Annotated in this window: 14 protein-coding genes and 1 tRNA gene; 5 read left to right on the top strand and 10 right to left on the bottom strand. The window is 59.5% G+C overall.

The annotated features are described in order from the left end of the window. Nucleotides 1–12: 12 nt before the first annotated feature. Together ACRWA7_RS20440 and ACRWA7_RS20435 are read left to right on the top strand one after the other, a co-directional pair. On the top strand, nucleotides 13–192 hold the full coding sequence (locus ACRWA7_RS20440) for a hypothetical protein (protein ID WP_438395750.1): 180 nt from the start codon (nucleotides 13–15) through the stop codon (nucleotides 190–192). Nucleotides 193–546: 354 nt separating this feature from the next. Continuing rightward, entirely contained in the window at nucleotides 547–1,923 is a 1,377-nt protein-coding gene (locus ACRWA7_RS20435; RefSeq protein WP_438395748.1) for a chloride channel protein, read from the top strand. A gap of 201 nt (nucleotides 1,924–2,124) precedes the next feature. Here the strand turns inward: ACRWA7_RS20435 and ACRWA7_RS20430 are convergent, their stop codons facing one another. From ACRWA7_RS20430 to map, 6 genes are all read right to left on the bottom strand, one after another. Next, a complete protein-coding gene (locus ACRWA7_RS20430; RefSeq protein WP_438395747.1) occupies nucleotides 2,125–2,430 on the bottom strand; it encodes a YXWGXW repeat-containing protein in 306 nt (101 codons plus the stop codon). A gap of 244 nt (nucleotides 2,431–2,674) precedes the next feature. Continuing rightward, nucleotides 2,675–2,929, bottom strand: a complete 255-nt coding sequence (gene minE, locus ACRWA7_RS20425) for a cell division topological specificity factor MinE (RefSeq protein WP_060856890.1) — start codon at nucleotides 2,927–2,929, stop codon at nucleotides 2,675–2,677. A gap of 9 nt (nucleotides 2,930–2,938) precedes the next feature. After that, nucleotides 2,939–3,754: a septum site-determining protein MinD gene (minD, locus tag ACRWA7_RS20420; protein WP_060856889.1), complete on the bottom strand. Its 816-nt coding sequence runs from the start codon at nucleotides 3,752–3,754 to the stop codon at nucleotides 2,939–2,941. 97 nt (nucleotides 3,755–3,851) lie between these two features. Further along, nucleotides 3,852–4,607, bottom strand: coding sequence for a septum site-determining protein MinC (gene minC, locus ACRWA7_RS20415; protein WP_060856888.1), 756 nt, complete (start codon nucleotides 4,605–4,607; stop codon nucleotides 3,852–3,854). 241 nt (nucleotides 4,608–4,848) lie between these two features. Continuing rightward, nucleotides 4,849–5,370, bottom strand: coding sequence for a GNAT family N-acetyltransferase (locus ACRWA7_RS20410; protein WP_060856887.1), 522 nt, complete (start codon nucleotides 5,368–5,370; stop codon nucleotides 4,849–4,851). Nucleotides 5,371–5,543: 173 nt separating this feature from the next. Beyond that, complete coding sequence (map, locus tag ACRWA7_RS20405; protein ID WP_060856886.1) at nucleotides 5,544–6,326, bottom strand: type I methionyl aminopeptidase; 783 nt, start codon at nucleotides 6,324–6,326, stop codon at nucleotides 5,544–5,546. 296 nt (nucleotides 6,327–6,622) lie between these two features. Between map and ACRWA7_RS20400 the strand changes: the two genes are divergently transcribed. Further along, nucleotides 6,623–6,943 (top strand): hypothetical protein, encoded by a 321-nt coding sequence (locus ACRWA7_RS20400; RefSeq protein ID WP_438395745.1) that lies wholly within the window; start codon nucleotides 6,623–6,625, stop codon nucleotides 6,941–6,943. A 461-nt stretch (nucleotides 6,944–7,404) separates the two neighbouring features. Then, nucleotides 7,405–7,773, top strand: coding sequence for a hypothetical protein (locus ACRWA7_RS20395; RefSeq protein ID WP_438395744.1), 369 nt, complete (start codon nucleotides 7,405–7,407; stop codon nucleotides 7,771–7,773). Nucleotides 7,774–7,852: 79 nt separating this feature from the next. Here the strand turns inward: ACRWA7_RS20395 and ACRWA7_RS20390 are convergent. From ACRWA7_RS20390 to ACRWA7_RS20380, 3 genes are all read right to left on the bottom strand, one after another. Then, nucleotides 7,853–7,942, bottom strand: a tRNA-Ser gene (locus ACRWA7_RS20390). 132 nt (nucleotides 7,943–8,074) lie between these two features. Further along, complete coding sequence (serS, locus tag ACRWA7_RS20385) at nucleotides 8,075–9,373, bottom strand: serine--tRNA ligase (protein WP_438395743.1); 1,299 nt, start codon at nucleotides 9,371–9,373, stop codon at nucleotides 8,075–8,077. Between the two features lie 167 nt (nucleotides 9,374–9,540). Beyond that, nucleotides 9,541–10,854 carry a replication-associated recombination protein A gene (locus tag ACRWA7_RS20380; protein ID WP_438396716.1) on the bottom strand — a complete coding sequence of 438 codons (1,314 nt, stop codon included), beginning with the start codon at nucleotides 10,852–10,854 and terminating at the stop codon, nucleotides 9,541–9,543. A gap of 214 nt (nucleotides 10,855–11,068) precedes the next feature. Here ACRWA7_RS20380 and cytX point away from each other — a divergent pair, with 214 nt between their 5' ends. Next, a complete protein-coding gene (cytX, locus tag ACRWA7_RS20375) occupies nucleotides 11,069–12,415 on the top strand; it encodes a putative hydroxymethylpyrimidine transporter CytX (RefSeq protein ID WP_438395741.1) in 1,347 nt (448 codons plus the stop codon). Between the two features lie 52 nt (nucleotides 12,416–12,467). On the opposite strand, the gene lolA is transcribed toward cytX, so the two are convergent. Then, complete coding sequence (gene lolA / locus ACRWA7_RS20370; protein WP_438395739.1) at nucleotides 12,468–13,151, bottom strand: outer membrane lipoprotein chaperone LolA; 684 nt, start codon at nucleotides 13,149–13,151, stop codon at nucleotides 12,468–12,470. Between the last annotated feature and the right edge of the window lie 11 nt (nucleotides 13,152–13,162).

Raw genomic sequence — 13,162 nt, 5'->3', positions numbered from 1 at the left:
AATGAGGCAATCGTGCGGATTCATCTTCACAGTGCCCATGTTGTCACGATGATTGCTATCGCCTTATTCAGCGCACTCGTGCTGGCTGTGCTTTTCCGGACGACGAGCTGGCCCGGCATTGTGCTTGAGGCGCTGATTGCCAATCTGGGCGCCATTGCAGCCGTCGTCGCTTTTGAGATAGTCACGAGCTGAGAAACTCTCCCGGTACGTTTGAAGTAAACACCGCCGCACATTCGGAACTCTCTAACACTAGCCGATAAATCTTTCATTAGCCCTGTGCGTTTGTTCAAACGTTTGCGCGTTATACAAATCGCCAAACGTGGCATTGCGTTTTGCTTTCGACATTCTCTCCGCTCTTGCCACCCCGACAAGAGCGTTTATGGGACGCAGGCTGATGGCTGGCGTCCCATTTTTCTTTTATCGGCTGATATTGCCCTATTCAATCTGTTTTGCTCTCAATGGATATTGGCGACCGATCCAGATTCGCGTTACGCGCGTCGTTATAATCACCGCTTTGCCAAAAGCCGGTCGCGTGGCTTATTGCTCATGAATCGAGTGCTCCGCTCTCTTCCCCGCCGCACTGTCCGGCGCGCGCGCAGTATCTGGCATCGATACGGCATTTTCTGGGTCGGCGCGATCGTGGTGGGACTTGTGGCGGTGCTTTATGCAAGACTCATCGACTGGGGTTACAACACGTTCCGTCTGGTTCAGCACGACCACGTGTGGCTGCCGCTGATCCTAACGCCAGCCGTCGCCGCGCTGTCGGTCTGGCTCACGCGCAGGTTTTTTCGCGGCTCCGAAGGTAGTGGCATTCCGCAAGTGATCGCCGTGCTGCATAGTCCGCCAGGACTTGGAACGCGGCTGTTGTCGCCAGGCATTGTGGCCGCCAAGATCGGCATCTCCTTCCTGGCGATACTCGGCGGTTTCACCATCGGCCGCGAAGGTCCGACCGTGCAGGTCGGCGCAGCGCTGATGTACAACCTTCGCCGCCTGTTCCCCCGATCCAATGCGCGCATAGAACGGCAGCTTGTACTCGCGGGCGCGGCGGCGGGGTTATCGGCGGCATTCAATACGCCGCTGGCGGGCATTGTCTTCGCCATTGAAGAGCTGACGCGCAGCTTCGAAGCGCGCACGAGCGGCGTGCTGATCACCGCGATCATCCTCGCGGGCATTGTTGCGTTGGGCCTGAACGGCAACTACACGTATTTCGGAACCATCAGCGTCGGCGCGCATTTTCCCAGTTTGCTCGCGGTCGCCGTAGTGCTGACGGCGGTCGTGACGGGTATCGCGGGCGGCTTGTTCTGCTGGCTCCTGCTCAATACATCGAGATGGATTCCCGCGCGCTTGCGCGAACTGCATGCGTCCAAGCCGGTCGTGTTCGCCATGGTGTGCGGCTTGATCATCGCGATTGTGGGGCTGGTTTCGGGCGGCACCACGTTCGGCAGCGGCTACGCCGAAGCGCGAGGTCTGCTGGAAGGGCACGAACATCTCTCGGTGTTCTACCCGCTGCTCAAGATGGTATCGATGATCGGCTCATATCTGCCCGGCATTCCCGGCGGCATTTTCGCGCCTTCGCTTTCAATTGGCGCGGGTTTCGGCAACTTGCTGCACATGGTATTCGGCGACATGCAGTTGTCGATGCTGATCGCGCTCGGCATGGTCGGTTATCTCGCGGCCGTCACGCAGTCGCCGATCATGTCGTTCGTGATCGTCATGGAGATGATCGACGGCCACGCGCTGGTGATCTCGCTCATGGCAACGGCATTGATCGCGAGCCGCGTGTCGCGCTTTTTCGCGCCGCCGTTGTACGAAGCGCTCGCCCAGCGTTACATGACGCCGTTGCCGTTGCCCGTGCCGCGAGCGTCTCCTGAAGTGCCTGAAACTGAAACGCCCGTCGATGCAGAAGAGCCTGCGACCAAATAAAACTCAATAGACGTAGACCCGCGCTGCCGGCCGGTACGCATAAGAATGCGCCGGCACGACGATACAACCGCCAAGCAAGGTCGCGAGCAAGGTGACGATCAGCAGTTTCGTTTTCATCTGAAGCTCCGGTGCGCGGGCGGCATGTGACTGGCCGCCCGTCGCGGCATGGGGTTAAACGAACGCACGGGCGAGCGATAAACCTCAGGCCCAGTGCCCCGGCATATATCGCCACGCACCGCGACGCGCGATCCAATGTCCCGGCACCCAGTGATATCCCACCCGTTCGACTTGCCAATGCCCCGGATTCCACACGTACTGCCCGTGCTCCCAGCGCCAATGGCCCTGATCCCACACATAACCGGCGCGCGCCGGCGGCGCGACTTCCACGCGAACTGGCGGCGGCGCATTCGGCGCCACGATGATGACTTCGGCCGACGCGCTTCCCGCGACAGCGGCAACACCGGCCATGACAATGGCCGCCTGGGCGATTAACAAACGAATTTTCATGATCGGCCTCTCGAGTGAGTCGCAGCACACGAAACGTTGCAGCGATACCCAATCAATGCGCGAACCCGCGCTTTAGCCGACAAATCCCATGTAACGGCGATGGCTAAACTGCAACCGAATATTGATGTAATTCGGCATCGCCCAATAACTCCGCGCACGCAAACGATAAACCGCAGAAACGCGAAAACCGGAATCAGACATCGATTCCGGCTTTCTTACCCGCTTTGAGGTGACGTCAAATACGTCAGACCGATGGAATCTCGATCTTCACCTCAAGCACTTCCAGATCGTCCTGGCGTTCCAGGCTCACGCGAATATCGTCGCTTGAGATCTTCACATACTTGGAAATCACGGCAACGAGTTCTCGTTGCAACGCCGGCAGATAATCAGCGGCCGGCTGGCCACCCGCGCGCTCGTGCGCGATGATCAACTGCAAGCGTTCCTTCGCGACCGAAGCGGACTTCTTTTTCTCGCCCAGCAAAAACGAAAGAATCGACATTGCGTCCCCTTACTTGTTGCCGAAGATGCGTTGCAACAGACCTGGCTTCTGATAGTCAGTGAAGCGCAGGGACTTTTCCTCGCCAAGAAAGCGCGAGACGATGTCCTTGTACGCTTCAGCCACGTCAGTGCCATCGAGGTGCACGGCCGGCAAACCCTGGTTCGACGCATGCAGCACTGCTTCCGACTCCGGAATCACGCCAATCAGATCGATGCGCAGGATTTCCTGGATGTCGGTGAGCGACAGCATCTCGCCCTCGCTCACGCGCTTCGGGTTGTAGCGAGTGATCAGCAAGTGTTCCTTGACCGGTTCCTTGCCTTCAATAGCGCGCTTCGTCTTCGACGACAAAATGCCGAGAATGCGATCCGAATCACGCACCGACGACACTTCCGGGTTCGTCACGATCAGCGCTTCGTCGGCGAAATGCATGGCGAGCAGCGCGCCTGATTCAATCCCGGCCGGCGAGTCGCAGACAATGTATTCGAAGTCCATTGCGATCAGATCGTTGATGACCTTCTCCACGCCGTCTTGCGTAAGCGCGTCTTTGTCGCGCGTTTGCGAAGCCGGCAGGATGAACAGGTTCTCGCACTTCTTGTCCTTGATCAGCGCCTGGTTCAGGTTCGCTTCACCCTGGATCACATTGATGAGGTCATACACCACGCGGCGTTCGCAGCCCATGATGAGATCGAGATTGCGCAGGCCGACGTCGAAATCGATCACGGCCGTCTTGTGCCCGCGCAATGCGAGGGCCGATGCGAAGCTCGCGCTGGTGGTCGTCTTGCCGACGCCGCCCTTGCCCGAAGTCACCACAATGATTTTTGCCATTCCTGTACCTTGTGTTCGTCCATTAAATCCGCCGGCATGCCGTCCTGATGCGCGCCGTCCCCATCAGGCGCGCGTTGGCTGATGTTGATCAGGCCGCTCAGGTCAGCCGCAACGGTTCGATCATGAGTTTTTCTTCATCGAGCCAGATCTGCACCGACTTGCCCAGAACATCCGGCGTGAGCGGCGTTTCCGTCGTCCTGTAAATCCCCGCGATGGAAATCAGTTCCGGTTCAAGACAAGTGCAGAAAATGCGCGCGTCGAGATTGCCGTGGACACCCGCAAGCGCCCGGCCGCGCAACGGCGCATAAATATGGATGTTGCCTTCCGCGATCACTTCGGCGCCGTAGCTCACGAGCCCGAGCACGACAAGATCGCCCTTCGCGTACACCTGCTGCCCGGAACGCAACGGCCGATCGATGATCGTGGTCTTCGGCGCCGGCGCGCCCGGCGGCGGCGCTTGCGCGACTGCCGCTTCGATCACGGCGACGGCTTCGGTGTTTTCGACGTTGGCATCGACTGAAGGCTTGGGCGCGCCTCGCCGGTCGCGGGCCTCCAGCAGCGGCAACGCGTTTTCAGCCGCCCACGCCTGCTCCGGCAACGCCACCACGCCGACAGGACGCATGCGCACGCTGTCGAGCAACGCCGCGAGTTCGCTCACCGATATACGATCGCCCGCGTCGAGCCGGCGCACGTCGATGGCGACGGTATCGCCCGCAAAAAATTCAGGAGTCGCTTCGAAGCGCCGCGTGAGTTCCGTGCGCAGCGCGTCGAGGTCGGTAGTCTTGACGACAAACAAAAGCGTGTCGACAGAGCCGCTGCGCAATTCGAAAAAGGGCGTTTTTTTGAGCGACATAGGTAAAGCCAAAATTTTTGCGTATTTTACAGGCGTGAGCGCGGACAGCAGGAAAATTTCAGATTGCCGATGCAATACAGGTGCCGTGCAAGCGTCGTGTCGTTTTGCAACAGGCAGCGTGATGTCCGCTGGAAAGAAAGAACTTGAGGAACCGCGAAGAGAACATGAGCGGGCGAACAGGCCACGTTATCACGCACGGCCCATCCCGTTGCGGCAATTGCGCGGATGCACGTGTCCGGAACTACGCGGCGCGATCGCCCACGCGACGCACCAGCAGCGTCTCGAATTCCTCGGGATGCGCGGGAATCCGGCGCCGCTCGCCGGTCGGACCAAAACCCAGGCGCTCATAAAACCGCATGGCGTTGCGATTGCCATCGGCGATCCATGCAAAGACGTCGTGCACGCGCCGCTCCGCGAGCCATTGGGTCGCGGCGTTCACCAGCAACTCGCCGCCACGCAAATGCCGCACTGCCGGCGCGACCCACAACGCATAAACGAAAGCACGCGGCTCCGCGGCCTCTTCGATGAACGCACCGACAAGACCTGCGGGATGGCCTTCCGTGTACAAAATAAAAGATGCCGTGATGTCGGAATTCGCGTGGCGATCAGCCGTTTCGTCGAAGCTCGAGACATCGGCGGACAAGGCTTCCTCCAGCGTCTCCCCGAACGCATACGGTGCTTCGCGCAACGAGGCCGTGCGAAGTTCGCGCAGGACTGCGCCTTGATGCGCGGCGATCCGGTGAACAGTTAGTGAAGGACTCATGCGGGTGTTTTTCTCTCAAGCTTGTCACAAGCTTCTTAAGCAGTCTTCTTAGGCTATGTCTCAGGCTGTTTTTGCCGGCTCGTCTGGCTCGTCTAATTTGGTAGCTTCGACCGAACGGGCAAACGAGTCAAATCATTATTGCAGGCTATGTGCTCTGGCGCCCGCCCGTGTATTCACGGCGCCGCATACTCGCCGGTGCCGTCGGGCCAAGGCGTGAGCACTTCGTAGCCATCGTCGGTGACGGCGACCATGTGTTCCCACTGCGCGGAAAGCGATCGGTCCTTTGTTGTCACCGTCCAGCCGTCGCGCGATTGCTGCGTTGCAGCGCGGCCGGCATTCACCATAGGTTCGATGGTAAAAACAAGGCCCGGTTTCAAGCGCAAGCCCGCGCCCGGTTGTCCGTAATGCAGCACTTGCGGATCTTCATGATAAACACGGCCAATTCCATGACCGCAATACTCCCGCACGATCGAATAACCTTCGCGGTTGGCGACCGTCTGGATCGCGTAACCCACGTCGCCGAGCGTCGCGCCCGGGCGCACCGAGCGAATGCCGGCAACCATGGCTTCATAGGTTGTGTCGCAAAGACGCTTTGCCTCGCGACTCGGCGCACCCGCGTAATACATGCGGCTCGTATCGCCGAAATAACCGTCCTTGATGATCGCGACATCGATGTTGACGATATCGCCATCCTTCAGTTCCCGTGCGCTCGGAATGCCGTGACAGACCACGTGATTTACTGACGTGCAGATGGTCTTCGTAAAACCCATGTAGCCCACGTTCGCGGGGATCGCCTTCAGTTCGTCGACAATGAAGCGGTTGCAGATCGCATCCAGCTCGTCCGTGGTGACGCCCGGCTTGACGTGTTCGCCGATCATGGCAAGAACTTCTGCGGCGAGGCGCCCGGAAATGCGCAGCTTTTCGATGTCGCCGGGCGACTTGAGTGTTATAGCCATGGAGCGTTGGTGTGTCGGCGCGCGGTATCGATAGGGCTTCGATCCAGTATCAAGGTGTCCGCAGCGCATTATTTCAGGATGCCGGCGATGATAGCATCGCGCGCTACCCCGCTCTTTTTCCAATGCTTTCCGCATCGCCGCGCAGCCACACGGCACCGCGTTTCTCGTGATTCAGGCTTGTTTCCCGGAGCGGTTTACGCTCTATTTGCGTCTTGTTTTAACTACGCCTTTCGCCAATGCCCTCAAGTCGCGCTGTTTCGTTTGCTCTTTCGATTACTTTATGGTGCCCGTTGCCGGTGGCCTTGTTCGCGGGACTCGCGCTCACCGCATGCAGTTCCACGAGCGGTCCCGAACTTCGTGCTTCGAACCCGGTGATATTCGTGTCGTCGAGGCGCGCGCCGCTAGACATCTTCAATTGCCTTGAAGACCGGCTTCCGGCCTTGTCCACGTCGAAATCGGGCGGCGCCTCGGAACTCGTGGTCGGGCCCAACGCGTGGCTGGTGACGTTGACGCCGTCGCAGTATGGGTCAACCGTAAAAGTACAGAAATCGGAGCGGGACTACAGCGCATTACCGGAACCGGAAATGCGCTTCAATATTGCACGATGTACAACTTGATAAGCATTTTGAAGAATAAAAAGCCGCGGTGAAATCTGATTCACCGGGGCTTTTTAGTTATTCATTATCAGAAGCAAAAATGCGCGCCAAGGGTGACGCTATCGTTATTACGTTTGCTTCACAATTTATATCGATACGAACGCCAGCGTGCGCGGACGCATGTGGCGAAACCCCAGTTGCGTCAAGGCGTGCAAGGTCGCAACTGATTTCGCAACGAAACCGGCGATTGAATCACCGACACCTTGTTCAGCCGCGCATGACAAGGTCTCAACGAATTTTCGCGCTATTATTTATCCGTGCGTTCGCGAGTACTGGAGAGACGTCTAAATCAAGTTATTCAGATTAAAGAAATGATGACGTGATTATGCCAAGTACGGATAAATTGACGACGCCTTAACGCACGCAACTGCTGATGTACATCCGGGCTCGCGGCATACAGTTGCCATTAGCGGAATTAGCGCATGAAACAAATCTCTTTTATTGTTCGAAAAAACCTGCTTGCAACCGGCTTGATTGCCCATGCGCTAAGTCATGTGGCATACGCTCAAGCTGCGGATCCTGCCGTACCCATGCCCGATAACCCGGTGTCCTTGTCGATCCTCCCGGCGCACGTTTATCGGGCGCCATCAATCGCAGGGGCACTGGACGGCGCGTCCGAGCCCAAACCAGCTTCAGGCGCTGACGACTGGGCGAACCGGCCAGTACCAAGTATCGAAAAGCCGGACAACTGGGCGTGCCGGACGTCGAATAATCTGAGCCGCAGTTCGATTGGCCGGAATCAGGACGGAAAAACTATCTCCGATATAGAAGGCCGGCTGCCGAAGTGCTGAAACGCGCCAACCCGCGCTACGGCTTCGGACCACAAAGCAAAACACCCGCTGATCTAGCGATCAGCGGGTGTTTTTAATTTGGCGGAAAGGGTGAGATTCGAACTCACGGTACCCCTAAAGGTACACTGGATTTCGAGTCCAGCGCATTCGACCACTCTGCCACCTTTCCAGTTATTGCAGCCGCACCACTGCTTGCAGCGGCTCTCGCTAAACGGGTCGATGTCCAGCGAGAGAAAGATTATAGACGAGTCCAATCCGGTTTCCAAGCCCCTTTTCGTAAGTCTGTTACAACAGACTCGTCTTATTCCGATGCCGGCACTGCCAGTTTCTCGACGCCACGCAAGTACGGCCGCAGCGCTACCGGAACCGTCACCGATCCGTCTGCATTCTGATAATTCTCCAGCACCGCGACAAGCGTCCGGCCAACCGCCAAGCCCGAACCGTTCAGCGTATGGACAAACTCCGGTTTGCCCTGCGCATTGCGAAACCGCGCCTGCATTCGCCGCGCCTGGAACGCTTCAGTGTTCGAGCAACTCGATATCTCACGATACGTGTTCTGCGCCGGCAGCCAGACTTCCAGGTCGAATGTCTTCGATGCCGAAAAACCCATGTCGCCTGTACACAGCGTAATCACGCGATACGGGAGTTCGAGCTTCTGCAGGATGGCTTCGGCGTGGCCGACCATTTCGTCGAGCGTGTCATACGACTTTTCCGGCGAAACGACCTGCACCATCTCGACTTTATCGAATTGATGCTGACGGATCAGGCCGCGCGTATCGCGCCCGTACGAACCGGCTTCGGACCGAAAGCACGGTGAGTGCGCGGTGAGCTTGACCGGCAACGCCGAGGCTTCCAGGATGCTTTCCCTCACCGTGTTCGTCAGCGAGATTTCAGACGTCGAAATCAGGTATTGGGTGACCGTGTTTTCCTCGCCGCCCTTTTCGACACGGAACATGTCGTCGGCGAACTTGGGCAACTGGCCCGTGCCCACAAGGATTTCCGGATTGACGATATACGGCGTGTACGCCTCCGTATAACCGTGCTGCTCGGTATGCGTGTCGATCATGAACTGTGCAAGCGCGCGATGCAGACGCGCAATCTGCCCGCGCAGCAAGGTGAAACGCGCGCCCGAAAGCTTTGCGCCCGTTTCAAAGTCGAGCCCGAGCGGCGCACCCACATCAACATGATCCTTCACTTCAAAATCGAATGAACGCGGCGTACCCCAGCGGCGCACTTCCACGTTTCCGGCTTCGTCGTTGCCAACTGGCACGCTTTCGTGCGGCAAATTGGGCACGCCGAGCATGAGGTCGGACAGCCGCTTCTGAATCTCTTCAAGCTGCGCCGCCGAAGCCTTCATGGTTTCGCCGATACCCCCCACTTCCGCCATGACGGCCGCTGTGTCTTCGCCGCGTCCTTTCATTGCGCCGATCTGCTTGGACAGCGTATTGCGGCGCATTTGCAGTTCTTCAGTGCGGGTCTGGATTTCGCGGCGTTCCGCTTCCAGTGCCGCGAATGCCGCGACGTCGAGTGTGTAGCCGCGTTGGGCCAGACGCTTGGCGACAGCGTCTGGATCTTTGCGCAGGAGTTGAATGTCGAGCATGGCGGGGCCGGTTCTTCCAAATGTGCGAATCCGCAATTTTAGCGCAGCACGCCATGCGTGTTGACGTGGTTTGGACGCGTTAGCCGTCTGGCCTGCCGAAACCCGCAATTGCTGCATCGATTTGCATCTATCCACGCGTTCAGCGTCAACCGAGAAACGTCGATACGCTACTTTTTGTCGCCCTTGTGGTCGCGCCGCCATTGCGCGTCGAGTTCCGCGAGACGCGCCATCTTTTCTCCGATCTTGCCCTCCAGCCCGCGCGGCGTCGGCTCGTACCAGTGCGGGTCGCGCATGCCATCCGGCAAATAGGTCTCACCTGCCGCGAAGGCATCGGGTTCGTCGTGCGCGTATCGATACTCATGGCCGTATCCAAGCTCCTTCATCAGCCGGGTCGGCGCGTTGCGCAAATGAACCGGCACGCCGCGCGACTGATCCTTGCCGACAAACCGCCGCGCCTCGTTATAAGCCTTGTAGCCAGCGTTGGACTTCGGCGCGACCGCCAGATAGATCAGCGCCTGCGCCAGCGCGAGCTCGCCTTCCGGCGTGCCAAGCCGCTCATAGGTCTCGGCGGCGTCGAGCGCGATGCGGCCAGCGCGTGGATCGGCGAGACCGATATCTTCCCAGGCCATCCGGACGATTCGCCGCGCGAGATAGCGCGGATCGGCGCCGCCATCGAGCATTCTGCAAAACCAGTAAAGCGTCGCGTCCGGATTGCTGCCGCGAACCGATTTGTGCAAGGCGCTGATCTGGTCGTAGAACGCATCGCCGCCTTTATCGAAGCGCCGCAGATTCTCGGTCAGCGCGCTGCCAAGCAATTCGCCGTCGATATGCGTCGACTTGTGCTGCGCGGCCGCCCGCGCCACGATTTCCAGATTGTTGAGGAGCTTGCGGCCGTCGCCATCGGCGGAGCCGATCAGCGCCGCGCGGGCGTCATCGGAAAACGTCAGGCCGCCGAGTTCGCCCTGCGCCCGCTCCAGCAATTCGTCGAGCTCGCTTTCATCGAGGCTCTTCAGCACATAGACCGCCGCCCGCGACAACAACGCGCTGTTGACTTCGAACGATGGATTCTCGGTCGTCGCGCCCACGAACACGAACAACCCGGACTCGACGTGCGGCAAGAACGCGTCCTGCTGGCTTTTGTTGAACCGATGCACCTCGTCCACGAAAACCAGCGTCTGATGCCCGTTCGCCCGATGAATCTGCGCGAGTTCAACGGCCTCGCGAATGTCCTTCACGCCCGACAACACCGCCGACAACGAGATGAACTCGGCATGAAACGCGGCGGCCATCAAGCGCGCGAGCGTGGTCTTGCCCACGCCGGGCGGTCCCCAGAGGATCATGGAATGCGCCTCGCCGGATTCGAATGCGACGCGCAGCGGCTTGTCGGGACCCAACAGATGTTTCTGGCCGATCACCTCGTCAATGGTACGAGGACGCAAACGCTCGGCGAGGGGAACATTGGCACGGTTTTCTTCGAACATGGCGCGATTGGGATTTTCCGGATAAGTCTGGGAATGCAGCAATGGTGCAACGAGCGCGAAGCCAGCGATAATTCGTGCGCTTTTCCAAGACAAACGCCGGCGCTGCTTCAAAATGCTGCGATAGTCGATTATGACAGTTGCCGCCCGCCCGGTTTCTCTTCGATAAAAACACGCACGAGCCGGCCCAAACTTCGCAAATAAGGACGAAATCCGAATGGCACAAGAGAACACCACCGACACCGCCGCCGAAACCAGCGCCTCGACTTACGCTCCCCTGCTGCCCGTTCCGGCCGCGCGCCGCGCGTTCGGGACATCGGATGCCTTCGCGTTGTGGTTTTCGCTTGGTATCGGCTTGCTGGTGGCTCAGGCTGGCGCGTTGCTCGTGCCCGGCATGTCCTTGCCGCATGCGCTCGTGGCCATCGTGCTCGGCACCGTGATCGGCGTGGTCTTGCTCGCGCTTGCCGGCGTAGTCGGCACGGACACAGGGCTCGCCGCCATGTCGTCGCTGCGCCCCACGCTCGGGCTTCGCGGCGCGTCCGTTCCCGCCGTGCTCAACGCGGTGCAGCTCGTGGGCTGGGGTTCGTTCGAAATCATCGTGATGCGCGATTCCGCCGATGCCCTCGCCAAGCAGTCCTTTGGCGTCTCCATGCCGCTTATCTGGACGCTGGTTTTCGGCGTGCTGGCGGCGGTTCTCGCGATCACCGGGCCGCTGTCCTTTGTCCGCCGTTTCTTGCGCACGTGGGGCATGTGGCTGCTGCTCGGCGGCGCGGGGTGGCTCACGTGGAACCTGCTGTCGAAACAGGACATTGGCGCGCTGATGAACCGGCCGGGCACCGGCGAAATGCCGTTCGGCGCGGGTATCGACCTGGTTGTCGCGATGCCGCTTTCATGGCTGCCGCTGATCGCGGATTACACGCGATTCGGCCGCAGCGCGGGCGGCACGTTTCGAGGCACGCTGTTCGGTTACGGCATTGCGAATATCTGGTTCTATGCGCTCGGCGCGTTCTACGGCCTCGCGGCGGGCGGCGGCGATGCATTGCTCACCGTGGCGTTTGCGCAGGCCGCGGGCGGGATTGCGCTGCTGCTGATCCTCATCGATGAAATCGACAACGCCTTCGCCGATATCCATTCGGCCGCCGTGTCCACCGGCACGTTTTGGGCGAAGGCGAGCGTGCCGTTGTTATCGGCGGGATTCGGCGCGTTGTGCACGCTGATCGCGCTGCTCGTGCAGATGGGCAAGTACCAGAATTTCCTGCTGCTGATTGGCTCGGTCTTTGCGCCGCTATTCGGCGTTGTGCTCGCGGACCATTTCATTGTGCGCAAACGTCGCGTGGCGGTCGCCGCGCTGACCGATCGGCACGGCCCGTACTCGTTTTCGGGTGGCTGGCATGTGAGCGCGTTTGTTGCGTGGGCGCTCGGGATTGCGGCTTATCACGCGATCAACCAATGGCTGCCGAATCTCGGCGCCACGCTGCCGGCGCTGGTGATTGGCGCGCTGGCTTATCTGGCACTGGTTTCGGGTGCGGGACGGCGGCAGGAAAGCGGATCATCGGCGACTTGAGCGCCGTGCAACTGCAAGCGAGGCTGCAAACGCCTCGCTTCCTGAACCGCGATCAACCGTTGATTACATCGGCGCCCTTCGGCACCACGAACTTGAACTGATCGTTTCTCAGCGGCGGGTTCTTCTCGATATTCGAGAACGTCAGCAAGGTCACGTTACCGAATACGTCGTGCAATTCCATGGCTTCGAGATTGCCGTTCCTGAAGCCGATACCCACCTGCTGAAACTGCGTATCCTGCGCTTTCGGCGTCAGTTCCAGCCAGTCGATGCCATCCTTCACGCCTGCATCGCGCAGGGTGAAATTCTTGTCGAGATCATTGCTGCCAAAAAGGATCGCGGCGGGACTCGCGCCCAGCGCATTGCCCAACTCGCGCACGGTGACCTGGTTCAGATCCTTGTCGTAGACATAGAGCTTGTCGCCGTCAGCCTGGAGCACCTGTGCATACGGCTTCTCATACGACCAGATGAACTTCCCCGGCCGCGCGAACGTGAACGTGCCGCTCGCCGTGCCCGAAGTTTTCGGCGCGGAGTTCTGCGCGGCCGTGGCGGAAGCCGCCTTGCTCGGCGCCTTCACCTCACGCTGGACAAAGGTGCCGTGCGCCGCATGGACCTGCGCGACAAACGCCTTCAACTGCTCGGTGCCGCTTGCGAATGCCTGCGATGCAAGCAGCATTGACGCACTCAAAACCCCTGCTTGAATCACGCGATGAAACGACTTGCTGAACACTGACTGCATATGAATGAAAC

Origin of the sequence: Caballeronia sp. DA-9 (genome assembly GCF_051615025.1) — a bacterium.
Classification (GTDB): Bacteria; Pseudomonadota; Gammaproteobacteria; order Burkholderiales; family Burkholderiaceae; genus Caballeronia; species Caballeronia sordidicola.
The sequence above is the reverse complement of the archived record's forward strand: the minus strand, read 5'-3'. Positions and strand labels throughout refer to the sequence as shown.

What these genes read in the sequence shown, in the direction of transcription:
- ACRWA7_RS20435 (WP_438395748.1), top strand. Translation starts at nt 547, where the DNA reads ATGAATCGAGTGCTCCGCTCTCTTCCCCGCCGCACTGTCCGGCGCGCG.
- ACRWA7_RS20430 (WP_438395747.1), bottom strand. Translation starts at nt 2,430, where the DNA reads ATGAAAATTCGTTTGTTAATCGCCCAGGCGGCCATTGTCATGGCCGGT.
- minE (WP_060856890.1), bottom strand. Translation starts at nt 2,929, where the DNA reads ATGTCGATTCTTTCGTTTTTGCTGGGCGAGAAAAAGAAGTCCGCTTCG.
- minD (WP_060856889.1), bottom strand. Translation starts at nt 3,754, where the DNA reads ATGGCAAAAATCATTGTGGTGACTTCGGGCAAGGGCGGCGTCGGCAAG.
- minC (WP_060856888.1), bottom strand. Translation starts at nt 4,607, where the DNA reads ATGTCGCTCAAAAAAACGCCCTTTTTCGAATTGCGCAGCGGCTCTGTC.
- ACRWA7_RS20410 (WP_060856887.1), bottom strand. Translation starts at nt 5,370, where the DNA reads ATGAGTCCTTCACTAACTGTTCACCGGATCGCCGCGCATCAAGGCGCA.
- map (WP_060856886.1), bottom strand. Translation starts at nt 6,326, where the DNA reads ATGGCTATAACACTCAAGTCGCCCGGCGACATCGAAAAGCTGCGCATT.
- ACRWA7_RS20395 (WP_438395744.1), top strand. Translation starts at nt 7,405, where the DNA reads ATGAAACAAATCTCTTTTATTGTTCGAAAAAACCTGCTTGCAACCGGC.
- serS (WP_438395743.1), bottom strand. Translation starts at nt 9,373, where the DNA reads ATGCTCGACATTCAACTCCTGCGCAAAGATCCAGACGCTGTCGCCAAG.
- ACRWA7_RS20380 (WP_438396716.1), bottom strand. Translation starts at nt 10,854, where the DNA reads ATGTTCGAAGAAAACCGTGCCAATGTTCCCCTCGCCGAGCGTTTGCGT.
- cytX (WP_438395741.1), top strand. Translation starts at nt 11,069, where the DNA reads ATGGCACAAGAGAACACCACCGACACCGCCGCCGAAACCAGCGCCTCG.
- lolA (WP_438395739.1), bottom strand. Translation starts at nt 13,151, where the DNA reads ATGCAGTCAGTGTTCAGCAAGTCGTTTCATCGCGTGATTCAAGCAGGG.